A 16,548-nucleotide genomic window follows, 5' to 3' on the forward strand; every position below is an offset into this window, starting at 1 on the left:
TCAGCCTGATTATTGAGTGTGTCATAGACTTTTCAATATTTCGTCAAGTTTGGCGGGAAGGTCACGATAGAACAATTCCGGCATAAAATCCGGTTTTTCCTTAATGTCGATATACTCAATGAATTTGTCCCATACTATATCAAGGAATCTGCAAATATCCGGCTCTTTTACCCCGGAAACATCTTTCATGAGTGCTTTTTCAAAAACCTCGTATCTTTTTTTCAGCAAGTCTGTATTATTAGAACAACTCTGCAAATCTTTTTTTATTTTTTCATAACTACGCTTGATTTGCTTTTCGATTTCTTCAGAGGATACTCCTTTAAACCCATGAGACATAATAGTTCTGTTCCGGAGGCTGCTCAGAACAGTCAAAACAGACAGATAATCGCTTAATCGGATTTTTGCCGTGGAATTGTCGATATATGTTATAAGATATAGCCTCAAAACATTATTCAGGATCTTATTATCAATTTCATTTTTTTCATTGATTACGCTATCTGTGTTTTCAAAGTTATTCTTTATGAAATCTATGATACCTTTGCCTTTATCTGTATATCTTATATTGACTGTGACTTGACCGTTTTTATCACTAATAAATTCTTTACAACTATAATCTGATTTTAGCAATACATAATCACAGACAGCTTCAAAAAATCTGAAGACTCTTCCTAAGAAATCCACATAATGTCCTGCATTATATAAATACTTCGCATTTTCTTTTAGTTCTGCAATGCACAGTAAGTCATTACCCCTAAGTTTCTGCACTTGATCCTTCAGTTCATTGAAATAGTCTTTATCGGCAATAGAGTATTTTAAGCATAGATCGATACTCTTCAACGCTTTTTTAAAGTCGAACACTTGTCTGCTGTGCGCGTATATGAAGGTATGCTGTAATACCTGGTAGGATTCGGGTAATGTTCTTTTTTCCGTGTCTTGTGAACTGGTTTCAAACAACTGGCTATTCTGATATAAAATTTCTAAAGCGGCGTGATAATCACCTTGTCTGACTAACAATGCAATTTGCTTTTTAACTTCACTCTTAATAAGATTTTTTGTGATAGTCAACTCTTGTACTTTAGAGGCATTTTCAGGGCTATATACTGTACGGAACTTGTCTGTAAAAATATCAAGTCCGCAAAGAAGCAGCGCAGTGTTCTGTGCCGGAGTTCCTCCTGTCAGGGAGGCAAAGACAACATCAACTGATTTGTTTTCTACAGCTATTTTTCTGAGGGCATTACTATAATAACTCATCATTGAATCAATATTTGATGGATTTTGATTAATTTTCTTAATTTCTATACTGGATGCAGGAATATTGCAATTAAACACAAGAAGTTTTTCGACTATCTTTCCATAATATATAGTATCTTGTGGATGTTCTGGTTCTTGATCAGTGACAAAAAGGATAACCTTGCTATCTGAGGAGGAAAACTCCTTAAATTTTAAAATTTTTGAAATAATAGAAAGCTCTAGTTTGTCGGATGCCTTCTTTATTGATGCGTCGTCCCTAAACTGGTTATATTCTGTTTCCCACAATTCTCTTCCTTTAGTTCTGGCAGCAGGGTGTTCTTTCACACCGCGTTTTTGCATACTGTCTGGTATACGACTTAACTTTTCCTGAACATCGCTGTTGCCGATGTTGAATATGAACAAATTTTTCATATAAAATCAGCCCTTTCGATCTATGATCAACTACATTTATTTTATGTTATCTTCAATATTTGTTCAATATTACAAGATATGCTAATATACGATAGAAAAAATCGGTCAGAATATGTTATAATACTCATGTTATGGATTAACTAAACTATGAACCTTGATAATCAAATAATGAGTGCGGATTACAAGCAAACATGAAAAGTATGGGAGACCCGCACCAGGCATAAAATCAGTGTTTTTGAAATTTTATATAGAAAATGGACGGAGTGCATAATCGGATTATAGTCGATCCGCGAAAACGTGTTCTGAAAGATAGATGAATCGGGCATTACATATGGATGCTGTTGAACTTCCCCACGCAGTACGGGAATTGAAATCTGCTTGGACTACTGGGATGGCAGGAATTGGACAAGTTGAACTTCCCCACGCAGTACGGGAATTGAAATTGCATACCTCCATTAGCCCGCTGCAATACCCGAGGTTGAACTTCCCCACGCAGTACGGGAATTGAAATCTTCTGCCAATGGGGAATTACTATTTCCCTTATGGTTGAACTTCCCCACGCAGTACGGGAATTGAAATCTTCTGCCAATGGGGAATTACTATTTCCCTTATGGTTGAACTTCCCCACGCAGTACGGGAATTGAAATCACCTTCCTGCAAAGCAGCTGCAAGCCCTTACCGAGTTGAACTTCCCCACGCATGAACATCGTTTGAGTTAATGTTGAGTCCATCCGGATAACTGGATAGTATAGGAATTTGCATTTTAGCCTTTGGTCTTAGTAGGTAAAAAATACATGTCAGAGAAATAAAATTGTTGATTGGATTGCAAAATTTGTATAAAATAAAGTGGAATATATGTATAAAAGGTGGGTTATAGTTTTTAAGAATAAAAGTGATAACAGAAGAAGAAAAGAAAGACAAGAATATATTTAAGCAGATAATAGAAGAGAACTGGGAAGACTTCAAAAAGAAGTACCCATCGTATAACAAACCGTATTATGAAGAAGTTATAAAAAAGACATTGCTATGTGGGTCAGAGCAGGGAGGATATACGGAGTATAGATGTATGGAATGCGGACAGGGGATGAGGCGTATACCATTTACCTGTAAAAGTTGTTTTTGTCTTTCGTGTTCAAAAGTTTATACAGATGAAGTAGTAAGCCAAGTTAGTAAGATGCTAAGGTCTGGAATGAAGTACCGACATGTGGTGCTGACAATTCCAGAGCAATTAAGAGAAGTATTTTATAAGTATAGACATAACGGGAAAATATTGTCTGAATTAATGCGTACAGGCTACAGATGTGTGGAAGAAGTAGTAGGAACAGCAGTAAAAAGGAAAGTGAAAATAGGCATGATAATGGTGCTGCAAACCCATGGAAGATCAGGACACTATAATCCCCACTTGCATATACTTTTGACAAGTGGAGGAATAAATGAAGAGAGGAAAGAGTGGAAGGAATTGGGGTACCTGCCTTTTGAGATTATCCATACGAAATGGCAGTATCATTTATTGAACATGATAAGAGAACAAGTACCCACCAAAGAGATGAATAAAATGGTAGACAATTTGTATAAGTTATATACAAAGGGATTTGTTGCAAATGTAAGTAAGGGGGAAGCACCTGAGAAAGCAAAAGGTCTTGCAAAATATTTGGCAAAGTACATGGCATCACCACCAATCAGTGTAAGGAGAATCATCAGATATGACGGTGAAACAGTAACATATTGGTATAATGATCATGAAACAAAAGCTAGAAAAGAAGAGAGTTTGGATGTGTTGACCTTTATAGGTCGGATGGTACAGCATATACTTCCGAAGGGATTTCAACGTATAAGATATTATGGTTTGCAGGCAACAAAAACATATGAAAAATGGAGTCAAGTGATAAAAGAAGGTCTTAAGAACTTTTGTAAAGCAGTACAAGGAGTTTATGAAGTAATTGAATCTAGGAATTATAGACAAAGATATAAAGAAAGTAGTGGGAAGGACCCGTTAAAGTGTCCTTTTTGCGGGAGTGAAATGAAAGTATGGAAAATATGGCATCCGATATATGGAGTAATATATGACGAAGAGAAAAATATCAGACAGGGAAAGTATGAAAAATATTCTAAACCAAGAGATAGAGGAGGATGTACCCTTCGGGGGTGCACCAGAATATTACAAATATCGATGTTCTCATTGTCACTTTGAGAACACAATGAATGAGGCCAATGTAGATGTGGCTTTCGGTTGGACTAAGAAAAGGACAAAATGTTCAAGGGGGTTAATGCCCGTACTTGAATGTCCCATTTGTTCATGCTTAACATATGAATGTGTGGATTAAAAAAGTCCGCCCGATAGGGCGATAAGTTCTTTTACAGGTAAAGCGGATTCCAGATTGCTTTGGGATGCTTATACAATAAATAGACCTGCTATAAGCGAAAAGGAAGAAAGTAATTATAATGGTGTATGTATAGGTGTGAATAGAGACAAATTAATTGAGTTATTGCAAACAGAGAAACCTGATTTCTGCGATACAGGTTTTTTGGCACCAGTTTATTATACTCCTAACCAACAGGTGACTGCACTTAATTTTCTGTGTAGTAATGCATTAGATGCTTTCGAGAAGGTGAAAGATGACAAGGATCAGACACAAGAAATAATTCCTCCAATACGAACAGCTTATGCAATTCAAATTGGGGACTACATTGGAATACCACATTTTTTTGAGTTGAAATTAAAAAAATCTTTAGTAATAACCGCACTTCCATATATTGAATCTGTTGAGAAATTAGCGCCATTTTTGAAACATCGGTTTTGGGAAGAAGAAAATGAATATAGGGCTGCATTTAGCTTACATAAATCGAAAAAGCCTGTTGAGGATTATATCGAAATTAAAATTAGTGAGGAACTGATAGATTTCATTATTCTTGGACCTATATTCTCAGATAAAGAAGAAGGCGATATTAAAAGCATTAAAGATGCAAAATTAGATTTCAACAAATTAATCAAAAAACATTCTATAGGAACTGGAATTATACGAATGAGCTAAATCTGGTAGATAAAGGCAATACTATATGATTACTATATGAGGCATTTCTGTCACGGCACAAAATAGAAAATAGATCTAATTATATCGAGAGAAAGAAGGTAATTGAAAACTTAAACATAGTAAATAGTCGACTATACTGTGCACAGATTGTCGGATGGGTAAGCGCATCCTTTGATAATATTGATGATGAAAGGAGGTTGTTTGATGGATTCGTTAACTAGAATGAATAATGCAATGGCATACATTGAGGAGCACTTAACTGATGATATTGATTATAGTGAAGTATCAAAAATTGCTTGCTGCTCAGAGTATCATTTTAAAAGGATGTTTTCTTTCTTATCAGGAATTGGTTTGTCAGAATATATTCGAAGAAGGAAATTAACGCTGGCTGCCCTTGATTTGAAAGGTACAAATTTGAGAATAATCGATGTTGCTGTTAAATATGGTTATGATTCAGCTGATGCATTCTCTCGTGCTTTTCATTCCCTGCATGGCATTCTTCCTTCTGAAGCAAGAAGTGAGAACACACAGTTAAAAGCCTATCCTCGAATGACCTTTCAATTATCAATTAAAGGAGGATGCGAAATGAACTATCGTATTGTTGAGAAAGGACATTTTAAGATCGTAGGATTTAAGAAGAGAGTTCCAATTATTTTTAATGGTGTAAATCCGGAGATTGCAAAAATGACCGAACTTTTAACACCAGAGGTTATTAAACAGTTAAAAGCAATTTCAAATGTAGAACCAACAGGTATTATTAGTGCTTCAGCTAATTTTCCGGAAGGTAGAATGGAAGAGAAAGGAGAATTAGACCATTACATCGGGGTAGCAACAACAAGTAATGAAACTGCAGATTTTGACGTATTAGAAATTGATGGTAGTACCTGGGCTATATTTGAATCGATTGGACCATTTCCGGAAACACTTCAAAATGTGTGGGGAAGAATATACTCAGAGTGGTTTCCGTCTTCAGGGTATGAGGCAGCCCCAGGTCCTGAAATTTTGTGGAACGAGAGTCCTGATACTGGAAATCCAAAGTATCGAAGCGAAATCTGGATTCCGGTAAAGAAAAAAGACTATTAATTACAGAAATATTTTTGATTGAGGGAACTTCCTAGTTAAGTATCCTTTTCATATACAATACAGGTAAAATCTTAAAAAGTGACAAGAAAGTGGTGTAACCATACCCTGGGACACTCTTGTCTTATCAGTAGTATTGTTTGTTGTTATCCCGCTGGCTGGTGGTATAATTACCCGTAATTACATCACAAAAAAGCGAGGACTCGATTACTTTGAAAATATGTTGATATTAGTAAAGACAGCCAGGTAAAAGTGATGAGGAATTTAAAAAAGTAATATCAACAACAGAAACAAAAATAAAAGAGTTAAAAGCAAAACTAAAGTCATAATAATTATAACGCCAATTACAAATCTAGCAGTTGGTGTTATAATTATATATGTCGATATGTTTCCGCCTACCGATAGTGTAAAAGACATCAATCCACCCCGCTCGTTGCATGTGGAAACAGTGGTATTAATGTCGAAAGAAGGAGTATAAATTATATTGAAACAGGATTTTATAATATATGGAAATGCTATTGCCTTACAGGTGTTTCCCAGCACAACAAGTGATCCATCAAAAGAGTATTATGACGAGTACAATGCAGTAAGTAAAAGGCTTAGGGAGACTAGCAATTATCTTGCTGAAAAAATCAAGGAGCGTGGCTTTAATGCTTATTCCCATGTACAGATGTTGAAAATTTGCTCGCAGATATCAATTTATTAAAGTTGAAGAATTGTTTGTATCACCTGAACAACAAGGGTATGGATGTGGAACTGCTCTTTTGAATACAGTTGAAAGCTACATAAAAGAAAAAGGATTAGCAGGATTTACTTAGACTACAAATAAATGATATACTAAAGCACTGGTTGCCGGTGGTTTATCATTCACATGATGAAGGTAAGCATCGCAGCAGTAGGAAATATAGTTCAAAGAAGAAAATATAAATTGTAATTTTATTAGAATATGACAGGAGGCATTGTGATTATGGAATTCATAACTGAAAGACTAATATTACGTCCGTGGAAAGAAACGGATGCAGAGAGTTTATTTAAATATGCAAAAGACCCTGATGTTGGACCTATTGCTGGCTGTCCTCCTCATAAGAGTATTGATGAAAGCCGTGATGTTATAAAAAACGTTTTTTGTGGGCCAGAGTGCTATGCTGTATGTTTAAAAACTGATAATATAGCGATTGGCTGTATTGAACTGAAACTTAATGGAAGTACAGATATGACCAAAAGAGATGATGAATGTGAATTGGGTTACTGGATAGGAAAAGAGTTTTGGGGACAGGGACTTATTCCTGAAGCAGCAAGAGAGCTCATTCGTCATGGGTTTGAAGATTTAAACATGAATGTAATATGGTGTGGATATTATGAAGGCAATACAAGATAAAAAAGAGTACAAGAGAAAGTCGGATTTGTTTACCATCATACATGCAAAGAAGTACCGATACCACTTATGGGAGAGACCAGAATAGGCCATACAAACTATATGACAAAGGAGCGGTGGCAACTCTACTGCTCTACTCTATCAAGGGTTAAGAAATAGTAGGATTTAAAAAGGCTGTAAATCCTTATCTTTTATCTTATGCCAAAATATGTCATATAATTCATAGATAATGTGTTTCATCAGATTATCAGAATAAGGGTATAGGATCTAAGATTCTATCGCATATTCCCGCGAACAGATGCTTTTAAATCAATCCTCCCAACGTTGTTATTGACAGATACTTGTAGAAACCGTAAAATATAATTGACCGAAAACTGTCAATTATATTTTATCATTCACAAAACTGATTACTCAGTTAAATGTTTACTAATTAAATTCTATAAAGGAGAATAATATGAATGAATTACAGGAACTTGCTTCATTAATCAAGCAAAGGAACCAGATCGACAGCCTGATATCCGTCATTATAAACCGGCCTGCAATCATAGGCCATACCGGTGAGTACATCGCATCAAGGATTTTTGGCATAAGACTCGCGGAATCGGCAAGCCATAAAGGTATCGACGGCTATTTCACTGATGGCTCTTTGCAGGGCAGATCTGTCAACATCAAGTGGTATACGAAAAAGACGGGTTTGCTGGATATAAATCCGGACTGCCTGCCTGACTATTTCCTGGTTATGACCGGCGGAAAGGGATCGGCAGTATCATCAAAAGGCAAGACGCTGCCATGGTGCATAAAGCATGTTTACCTGTTTGATGCCGCTGAATTGGTAAACGAGCTTGCTGCAAGAGGAGTCGGCATTGGAATAGCCACAAGCGTAAAAAAGGACATGTGGGAACAAGCCGAGATATATCCTGTCCAGCGAAACCGGTTATTTGAAGTAAATGAAGAAATGGCCCGACAACTACGGTTATTTGATTTTTAGGTGAGACCGGCAATCAGGCTGGAAAGCCGGATGGTGACGGGATAGCGAATTTACCGTTTACTCTTTTTCAATAAAATTCATAAGCGGCAGAACAAGTGGAGGCATATTCGCCTCAACAGTAATTAGTGTAACAATGGGTCGCAGGTAACTGAACAGTGCAGCCGGGGCATTTTGCCTCAACATGGATTCCAGTTGTGCTGTATCGTTATCCAGAACCCCATCCCAGGCAAAACAGCCCTGTATTTCGATATCCAGTTTAAACGGTACATCAGGCAGTTCTTTTGAAGAGAATATGCCAATACTTAAAATAACTATGGCTTCTTTTTTTTGCTCCCTGCTGTTCCGAAGTACGCGAATATTGCTATTGATCTCAAGTGTTACTTCTTTATCAAAAATATAGTCTTTATTAACATCAAATCGTATACTTGTAACCTGGGGTTTTCCAATTAACTGAAAGTTGCTCTCCCTCATGGTTATATTCCTCTCTACACAGATAATAATGCTCTCGAAAACTCGTATTGCTTTCGAGGTCTCTATTTCAGGAGCAAGCTAATTTAGCTCACCCCTAAAATCCACCAATATTTTCCTTAAAATTTTCCAATAAAATTATCCTAATTTTAGCCATATATGGCACCAATCTACCTTGACTTTTTCACAGCGCCCCCAAAATCGAAGTGGGTGGTAATATTTACCATTACTTTGATTGTGGAGGTTTTATTTATGCTGCGTAACTTTGAGTCTCACACTTCTTATCAGGAAAACCTGAAGCTTCATCTCCTGCTTTTTTGGGAGACCGATAGGGGCAGGGTCACGGATATGGAAAAATCCATATCCAAGCTATACCTTCTCAATTTGGATCCCCTGCTCCCTATCATTAAACCCCTTTATTCTAATACCGGCTGTCCCGCCAAGAACCAGCTGGGTATTATTCGCTCTCTTATCCTTATGCTCGACCAAAAACACCACGGCATTACAAACTAGGCCAAAAAAGTGGCCAACGACCCCCTCCTTTGTGCTATTTGCGGATTCCAATATGGAAAAGCCCCTTCCGTCGGTTCCTACTATGACTTCATTAAACGTCTATGGAAAGCTTCTCATAAAATCCATGTCGCCAGGAAAAAGAAACTGAGGCCTTTCAAGCCTAAACCCCGTAAGAAACTCAAGGCCGGCCAGAAACTGAAACCCAAGCACAACGGCATCGTTAAAAAGTTTGCCAGAATCGCCATGAGAGACGCACTCCCTGAGTATCGTCCCGAACAGATCTTCCAGGAATTCCTTGCCCGCTGTGTCGTTGATGTTTCCGCCAAAATGGGTATCTTGGGCGATGTGCAAAAACTTTCTGTCGCCGGTGATGGCACCCCATTCTATTCCGGTGCTTCCCATTACGGTACAAAGGTCTGTGATTGTAAAAAACACGGTGTCTACGATTGCAAGTGCCCCAGACGTTATTCCGACCCTGATGCAAGATGGGGTTGGGACAGCTACAGGGAACAGTGGTTCTATGGCGATACCCTCTTTAACATCACTGCTTCCGACAGTCCCTATGACCTTCCCATTTACCTGCGTAAAGCACAGGCTTCAAGACATGACAGCATCCTTGCCGTTTTTGCCATGTCTGAGGTAAGAAAACTTTATCCTGACCTTTGCATCCGTAATTTTATTGCCGATGGGGCCATGGACAACTATCCCACCTATGAACTCATGTATCATTGGAACATCATCCCATTCATCCCCCTTGATGCAAAAACCAAACAAACTCTTACCAAGCTGCCTCCGGGAATTATCTGCCTTGATGATCAAGGCAGGCCTATCTGCAAAGGCGGTATCCCTTACGAAGACTGCGGCTACTCCTACCCCAAAGGTATCAAGTACAGGTGCTATTTCGACTGCCATGACATTGAAAAACCTTGTCAATGTACCGATTCACCTTATGGAAGGACTGTCTATTTAAAGCCCAAAGACGATTTCCGGCTGATTACTCCCGTACCCCGCGGCTCTGAAGCTTTTAATGAAAAATTTAAAACACGCACCTCTGTCGAAAGAAGCCACAAAAGGCTCTTTGAAGATTACGACATTGAAGAGTACAAGGCCAGAAGCTCCAGGCAGCGGTTTGCATTGGCTACTTTTGCTGCAGTGAATGTCCACTTGGACGCTTGGGTCAAGCATACAGGCTTTAGTATAATTCCTTTGCTTGAAGAACTTTCTGGCAAAGCAGCCTGATAGCTACCGAGTCTTTATTGTGATGAACCAATGGCCTTCTCATAGGCTTTGCTTTGCTATGCCCATTTTCAGAAAGTTATACAGCATATTCGTTTATCAAGGTTCATTTCGTCAATATGCATTTACTTTTGTCAGTCTCTCAATGTTACTTTATCCCATTAATTAACATTCAGCAGGTTTTCCAGTTACTTTTCGAGACTATTCAGATAATAATGGTTCTGCTTTATAGCTTTTGTCTGCCGGGTATTCCCATAAAGAAGAAATACGGCATCTGTTCTTAAAGGAATTTCTGCTGCAAATTTCAGTGTAAGTGTCTCCTGGCAAAATTTCCAAAATGTCCACAACAGTGTTTATTTCGATTGATTTATATAAACTATTTATTGATTTATTTAAACTATTTCTGTATTGCTCGTATGCAGCCTTAAAATATCTTATAAATAATTTTTCAGATATCTTTCCTTTGACCCTGTTGAGCATTTCCAGGAACCACTGGGGATCTGAGTCTATTTTTCTTAAAATGTTATCATGTGCGCGAGTTTGAACCTGGTGGTTTTCATATCTTGTTATTGTTGCCTTTCCCCAGCCCAGGATCCCAGTGTCACCGCCGGGATATAATTGACCCATAGCGCCGGACAAGAATTGACCCACACCAAACCAACGGTTTACCATAAAGTGTGACAAATACTTTTATGGGAGATGACCGTATGATAAGGAGTGGGCTAATTAACATGATACGCGAAAATGTGCGAAAAGGAAAGAGTGCATATGCCGTAGGCAAGGAATTGGGCATATCAAAGAACACAGCAAAGAAGTATATGCATCAGCCAAAAACAGAACATGGGCTAAAGGGAAGGACAAGGCCAACAAAACTTGATCCTTTCAAGCCTCAAATAAATGAAATGATGGAGAACGGGATATTCAACTGTGTTGTAATTTTAGAACGGCTGCAAGATATGGGATATACCGGAGGTATCACTATTATCAAAGACTATGTGAAGCCGTTCAGGCCTGCCAGAAGCGCTCCGGCAGTACGAAGATACGAAACATTGCCTGGCAAACAGGCGCAAATGGATTGGGGTATTACCCATTACATAGATGAGAAAGGGGAAATACATAAAACGCCCGTTTTCGTAATGATACTGGGCAATTCAAGGTGCAAGTATGTAGAATTTACAAAGCGATGTGATATCTACAGTCTCTTAAGGTGCATGACAAATGCATTCGAGTATTATGGCGGTGTTCCGGAGACAGTTCTTACTGACAGGATGAAGACCGTAATAACAGGCAGCGAAGCCGGAAAGCCGATATGGAACAGCAGGTTTGAGGACTTTGCATCAGAAATGGGGTTTGTACCGAAGGTATGCCGGGTGAGGAAGCCTCAGACGAAGGGAAAAGTAGAACGCCTTGTAAACTATGTAGTAGTTTTTAAAACTTCTTCACTTATTTTAAAACTTATCTGCGCACTTTCAAAATCCTCATCAGTTTTTATGTCTATAGGAAATCCCACCACGCCAACAATGTTTTTAACACTCTCATGCTCAGACGCATTTTCCACAGTAGTATTAATATCAAAATCAGGTACGCCGAACACTTTTTATTGAAGAAATTGCTCTGTTTTCAGGAGTCAAAACGTCACTTAGAGTTTCTTCGGACAAATTCATGCTGACAAATTTTTCTGAATCCAAAACACCACTGTTACCGGTATCAGACTTTAGAGGATCAAAACCCTGCTCCAGTTCCAATCCATCTTCAAGCCCGTCTCCGTCTGTATCAGGATTTAATGGATCTGTTTTATAAGTACGAATCTCATCGTAATCACTAATGCCGTCCCCATCTGTATCTTTTAACCATGGATCCGTTCCATATAAAAATTCATCCCAGTTTGAAAGCCCGTCTTTATCCATGTCAAGATCAACATCCGGCACATTCGCACCATAAGTTACTTTGCGTGTCGGATCAGTTCCCAATATCCTGAATTCATAGCCATCAGGAAGTCCGTCTCCGTCCGTATCAGGATTTAATGGATCCAATCCCAAAATTATCTGCTCTTCTTTATAGCCGAATTTTTCAGCTGCCAGCTCCACGCCTTCAGTTCCCATATCTTCGTATTCGGGAGCATTATAAAAAATTGATACTATTGTACCTAATTCTAAAATAACCCATGCTTTCATTTCCTCATAATCCGTCAAACCATCTTCATCTGTATCTGAATTTAACGGATCTGTTCCATAAATATTAATTTCTTCATAGTCTGAAAGTTTATCCCCATCTGTATCGTAATTCAACGGATTTGTATTATATATGTACACCTCTTCATAGTCTGACAATCCATCCCCGTCAGAATCCTTATCATTTATAATTGCCAAAATTTTAGTAAGTTTATTTCCGTATTCGTCTTCTATCACCAGTTTAATGTAAATCTTAAAATAGCTCTTATTAACTTCAAAATCTTTAAGTACCCAACTGTACGGGATTTGATTTTCATTAAATGTTCCTTTGTTTTCTTCATCAGGCCCTGCTATAATTAATCCGTCTGTAATATTGTTTTTTTCCATTTTGGGCGTATCCGTGTCGAATCCATAGTATTCCACATTGTAGTACATCTTTTTTACATTTTCCTTGTCAACCAAACCTTCAAAGGTGATCTTTTTCTGTTCTTCATTCAAAATTTTAAAGTCTCCGCCGGATACGTATAAAAAGTCATCAACTGTTTTACCTTTAAACGGCCCTTTTTCAATTGTTGAACCGGAACCGGAAGATGGTAAAGACGGTGTGCCAGGGTTTGGAGTCGGTGAAACCACGTCATGAGTTGTACCGGGAGTTTTTTCAGGCTCTTCATCCAAATCCTTGTCAATAAAATTCCTGACATAATTTGCAAGCAAAGCAAAAGCTTCCGCTCTTGATGCATAGTTTCCCGGTTTGAAAGTGCCATCCGGATATCCATTTATTATCTTCTTTAACTTACACGTTAAAACAGCTGCATAGTACCATGAATTCTTTTGAACATCAGAAAACACATCAGCATCCTCAGTAATATCCTTTTCGTTCCAATTGTTGATTTTTACCATTAACGCAGAAATTTCTGCCCTGGTAATCGGATTATTAGGCTTGAAACTTCCATCGGGATATCCTTCGAGAATTCCATTACTTGATGCTTTATCAACCACTTCTTTGTACCAATCATTATCTTTTACGTCAACAAATAATTTTACTTTATCACTTACAACCTTGAGATTCGGTTTTGTATTTAAAAGAACGGTAAGATATTCAGCTCTTGTTATGTACGTATCAGGTTTAATTATGTATCCGTTGTCAGTCAAATAGCCTTTTACCAAGCCACGTTCTGCCAGGTACTTGATTGATTCTTCCGCCCAGTGTCCTGATATGTCTCTGAAAAATATAGTGTTCTTTTCGGTCGGCTCTGCAAAAGCAAAGTTTGCAAATAATTGCATTATAATTGCAAGTACAAGCGCTAAAGATATTAGCCTCCCCCTAAAAAAACTCATCTCATTTCTCTCCTTTTATATATTATTTATTTAAATAAAATAATACCAATTTTGATAGTGTCTTGTCAAGTGGTGTAAAATGATTTCTACTTTATCATTTTTTCACCTCATTTATGTAATAAAGCTACTGGTGTCAATGTAAATTCATTTATCGATGTAATCTTTGACATTGATTCCAGACTGAAATAGCGCCGCCCTACTTTCCATTCATCATTTTGTTCCATGAGCATTGCTCCTACCAATCGGGTTACCGCCTCACGATTTGGAAATATGCAAACAACATCCGTTCGACGGCGAATTTCCCGGTTAAGTCTCTCAAGAGGATTGGTGGAGTGTATCTGTGCCCAATGCTCACGGGGAAAAGCCATATATGCCAGGATTTCTTCTTCTGCTTCTTCAAGAATTTTCATTGCTTTTGGAAAACGATTTTTAAGCTCATCTACTACATGCCTTAACTGTTCCCTCGCAGATTCCTGATCATTCTGGGCAAATATTGTCCGTATTATCGATGATACCATTCCCTGATAATGCTTTGGTACCTGGCTTAATACGTTTCTCATAAAATGTACACGGCATCTTTGCCATGCACTTCCCGTTAAAATCTTCTTTATTGCAGCCTTCAGCCCTTCATGTGCATCACTGATTACAAGCCTTACACCTTTTAGACCCCTTGCTACCAGCCTTCTTAAAAACTCCTCCCAAAAAGCCCCGTCTTCACTCATCCCTACATCAAAACCTAATATTTCCCGTTCACCTTGTTGATTAACTCCTACTGCTATAACTAGTGCCATACTGCATACCCTGCCTCCTTCCCGAACCTTGGGGAAAGTGGCATCAAGCCAAAGGTAAGGATATTCTCCTTCCAGTCTACGGTTTTTAAATTCTTCTACAAATTCATCCAGTTGCTTACTGATTCTTGATACTTCGCTTTTATCAATCCCTTTCATTCCAAGAGCTTCTACAAGTTCATCCACCTTCCTGGTACTTACTCCATGAACATAGGCTTCCTGAACTACATTCAATAATGCTTTCTCTGACATTTTCCTCGGTTCTAAAAGACTTGGAAAATAACTTCCGTGACGTAACTTGGGAATGCTTAACTGTAATGTTCCTACTCGAGTATCCCATTCTCTTAGACGATATCCATTGCGATAGTTGTTTCTATTATTATTTCTTTCATACTTTTCAGCACCTATTATTGATGTAACTTCCGCATCCATTAGGGCATTAATGAGTAATGTTAATGCTTCTTTTAAAAAATCTTTATCTTTTTCAACAACATACTTGCTAAGTTGTTCTAAAAGTGCCATTCTATTATTAGTAGCCACGGTATGACCTCCTCTACTTTATTTGTTTTGTTTTGTTTCCCTAATAAAGTAGAAATCATATCGTGGTTACTTTTGTCAATTAGCCTCCACGAAATTTACACCACTACTTGAGACTATAACTAAATGTACATCCATCCTGTCTCCTCAACCTTATGAAAAATGCCCTTTATCTAATCTGTCAACTCAACCCTACCAATTTTAAGCTAAATTTTTGCCTGTAAAATCACCCGTCGATATGTTTCCGCGTACGAATTTTGGACCTTTAGGTCGAGTAGACAACTTGGATGTGCTTCCGAAAATCCAGTAAAATCAAGGCTTACAGCCGCGTCATCAATACCACGCACTCAACGTGGCTCGAGTTGATGGAATTGATGTCTGTGGGGCATTTTTTATAGCATCTGTACGTGGGAACATGTCAATGGTTTTTCGGTCATTTTTGAGAAAGCACTGTTCGTGGGAACATATCAATAATTAAAATGTGAATCAGATAAAATATCTAAATCACAAATCCACCATTAGGGCTAATTATTTGTCCCGTAATAAAATCTGCCTTGCTTGATGCAAGAAACAAAACCACTTCGGCTATATCTCTAGGTGTACCTAATATCCCTAATGGTGTGTCGCTTTTTAATTTTTCTATTATCGATGTGTTTAAATGTGTAATCATATCCGTTTTAATAATACCTGGAGCAACACAATTTACCTGAATATTTGAGGGACCCACTTCTTTTGCTAATGCTTTGGTAAATTCGATAACAACGGCCTTGGACGCAGAATAGTGTACTTCACACGAGGAACCTGTTAATCCCCATATTGACGAAATATTTATTATTTTTCCCCGCTTATTATTTATCATCTTTGGTAATACAGCTTGGCAGCAATTAAACATCCCTTTAATATTAACATTAAACATCCAATCCCAATCATCCTCAGATATATCAGTAAATAGTTTTTGTTGTGCAACTCCGGCATTATTTACTAGAACATCAATATCGCCGAAACGATTATATATTATATTCATCATACTATCGACCTGAATTCTGTTACTTACATCCCCCTGTACTTTAATAACACTATATCCTTCATCACGCAGATGAAGATACAATTTTTCTGCCTCTTCTTCACTTTTGAAATAATTAATTGCAACATTATAATCATTAGCGGCAAAGAGCTTTGCTATTTCCCTTCCAATTCCTCTTGAAGCTCCTGTAATTAAAACAGTTTTATTCATAGATAATCCTTTTCCCCTCCCGTACTATAACACTGCAAATTATGCTCTGTTTTACCATTAGGCATATCTTATCCAAAGATACTAAACTATCAAGTGCCATTGACTATAATACAATTATAGCATATA

At 37.9% G+C, this 16,548-nt stretch carries 15 protein-coding genes, 2 pseudogenes and 1 CRISPR repeat array; of the genes and pseudogenes, 10 read left to right on the forward strand and 7 right to left on the reverse strand.

All coding sequences use genetic code 11. The features are described 5' to 3' along the window. Positions 1–21: 21 nt before the first annotated feature. Positions 22–1,590 carry a hypothetical protein gene (locus HVS_RS13655; RefSeq protein WP_207654776.1) on the reverse strand — a complete coding sequence of 523 codons (1,569 nt, stop codon included), beginning with the start codon at positions 1,588–1,590 and terminating at the stop codon, positions 22–24. 412 nt (positions 1,591–2,002) lie between these two features. Continuing rightward, positions 2,003–2,309: direct repeats of the CRISPR family, unit length 34 nt; unit sequence GTTGAACTTCCCCACGCAGTACGGGAATTGAAAT. 245 nt (positions 2,310–2,554) lie between these two features. Here HVS_RS13655 and HVS_RS13660 point away from each other — a divergent pair. The 8 genes and pseudogenes from HVS_RS13660 to HVS_RS13700 all read left to right on the forward strand — a co-directional run bounded on the left by HVS_RS13660 (position 2,555) and on the right by HVS_RS13700 (position 8,137). Next, positions 2,555–3,853 (forward strand): IS91 family transposase, encoded by a 1,299-nt coding sequence (locus HVS_RS13660; protein ID WP_101303222.1) that lies wholly within the window; start codon positions 2,555–2,557, stop codon positions 3,851–3,853. A gap of 187 nt (positions 3,854–4,040) precedes the next feature. Further along, positions 4,041–4,694, forward strand: coding sequence for a DUF2971 domain-containing protein (locus HVS_RS13665; protein ID WP_242971581.1), 654 nt, complete (start codon positions 4,041–4,043; stop codon positions 4,692–4,694). Between the two features lie 204 nt (positions 4,695–4,898). Further along, positions 4,899–5,777 (forward strand): AraC family transcriptional regulator, encoded by an 879-nt coding sequence (locus tag HVS_RS13670; protein ID WP_101303224.1) that lies wholly within the window; start codon positions 4,899–4,901, stop codon positions 5,775–5,777. Between the two features lie 91 nt (positions 5,778–5,868). Continuing rightward, positions 5,869–6,003, forward strand: a pseudogene (locus HVS_RS13675) (arsenical-resistance protein); the annotation flags it as partial. A 255-nt stretch (positions 6,004–6,258) separates the two neighbouring features. Continuing rightward, on the forward strand, positions 6,259–6,480 hold the full coding sequence (locus HVS_RS13685; protein WP_101299100.1) for a hypothetical protein: 222 nt from the start codon (positions 6,259–6,261) through the stop codon (positions 6,478–6,480). Positions 6,481–6,490: 10 nt separating this feature from the next. Beyond that, on the forward strand, positions 6,491–6,592 hold the full coding sequence (locus tag HVS_RS17775; protein ID WP_157942965.1) for a GNAT family N-acetyltransferase: 102 nt from the start codon (positions 6,491–6,493) through the stop codon (positions 6,590–6,592). A 149-nt stretch (positions 6,593–6,741) separates the two neighbouring features. Next, positions 6,742–7,308 (forward strand): annotated as a pseudogene (locus tag HVS_RS13695) (GNAT family N-acetyltransferase). Between the two features lie 295 nt (positions 7,309–7,603). Next, entirely contained in the window at positions 7,604–8,137 is a 534-nt protein-coding gene (locus tag HVS_RS13700; protein WP_101303226.1) for a hypothetical protein, read from the forward strand. A gap of 57 nt (positions 8,138–8,194) precedes the next feature. Here HVS_RS13700 and HVS_RS13705 read toward each other — a convergent pair whose 3' ends face one another. Both HVS_RS13705 and HVS_RS17565 read right to left on the reverse strand, forming a co-directional pair. Continuing rightward, positions 8,195–8,608, reverse strand: coding sequence for a protein-export chaperone SecB (locus tag HVS_RS13705; RefSeq protein WP_101303228.1), 414 nt, complete (start codon positions 8,606–8,608; stop codon positions 8,195–8,197). A 366-nt stretch (positions 8,609–8,974) separates the two neighbouring features. Continuing rightward, positions 8,975–9,103 (reverse strand): hypothetical protein, encoded by a 129-nt coding sequence (locus HVS_RS17565; RefSeq protein WP_278278663.1) that lies wholly within the window; start codon positions 9,101–9,103, stop codon positions 8,975–8,977. Positions 9,104–9,127: 24 nt separating this feature from the next. Between HVS_RS17565 and HVS_RS13710 the strand changes: the two genes are divergently transcribed. After that, complete coding sequence (locus HVS_RS13710; RefSeq protein WP_242971582.1) at positions 9,128–10,357, forward strand: hypothetical protein; 1,230 nt, start codon at positions 9,128–9,130, stop codon at positions 10,355–10,357. Positions 10,358–10,555: 198 nt separating this feature from the next. Here HVS_RS13710 and HVS_RS16790 read toward each other — a convergent pair whose 3' ends face one another. After that, entirely contained in the window at positions 10,556–11,005 is a 450-nt protein-coding gene (locus tag HVS_RS16790) for a hypothetical protein (protein ID WP_207654777.1), read from the reverse strand. Between the two features lie 56 nt (positions 11,006–11,061). Between HVS_RS16790 and istA the strand changes: the two genes are divergently transcribed. Beyond that, positions 11,062–11,958 (forward strand): IS21 family transposase, encoded by an 897-nt coding sequence (gene istA, locus HVS_RS13720; protein WP_242971583.1) that lies wholly within the window; start codon positions 11,062–11,064, stop codon positions 11,956–11,958. Here istA and HVS_RS13725 read toward each other — a convergent pair. The 3 genes from HVS_RS13725 to ymfI form a co-directional block, all read right to left on the reverse strand. Then, complete coding sequence (locus HVS_RS13725) at positions 11,932–13,863, reverse strand: S-layer homology domain-containing protein (protein ID WP_242971584.1); 1,932 nt, start codon at positions 13,861–13,863, stop codon at positions 11,932–11,934. The two genes, istA and HVS_RS13725, sit on opposite strands and share 27 nt — an antisense overlap. Before the next feature lie 107 nt (positions 13,864–13,970). After that, positions 13,971–15,191, reverse strand: coding sequence for an IS256-like element ISCth5 family transposase (locus HVS_RS13730; RefSeq protein ID WP_101303230.1), 1,221 nt, complete (start codon positions 15,189–15,191; stop codon positions 13,971–13,973). Positions 15,192–15,687: 496 nt separating this feature from the next. Continuing rightward, entirely contained in the window at positions 15,688–16,422 is a 735-nt protein-coding gene (gene ymfI / locus HVS_RS13735; protein WP_101303232.1) for an elongation factor P 5-aminopentanone reductase, read from the reverse strand. Positions 16,423–16,548 lie beyond the last annotated feature (126 nt).

It is taken from the genome of Acetivibrio saccincola, assembly GCF_002844395.1.
In the GTDB taxonomy this organism is placed as follows: domain Bacteria; phylum Bacillota; class Clostridia; order Acetivibrionales; family Acetivibrionaceae; genus Herbivorax; species Herbivorax saccincola.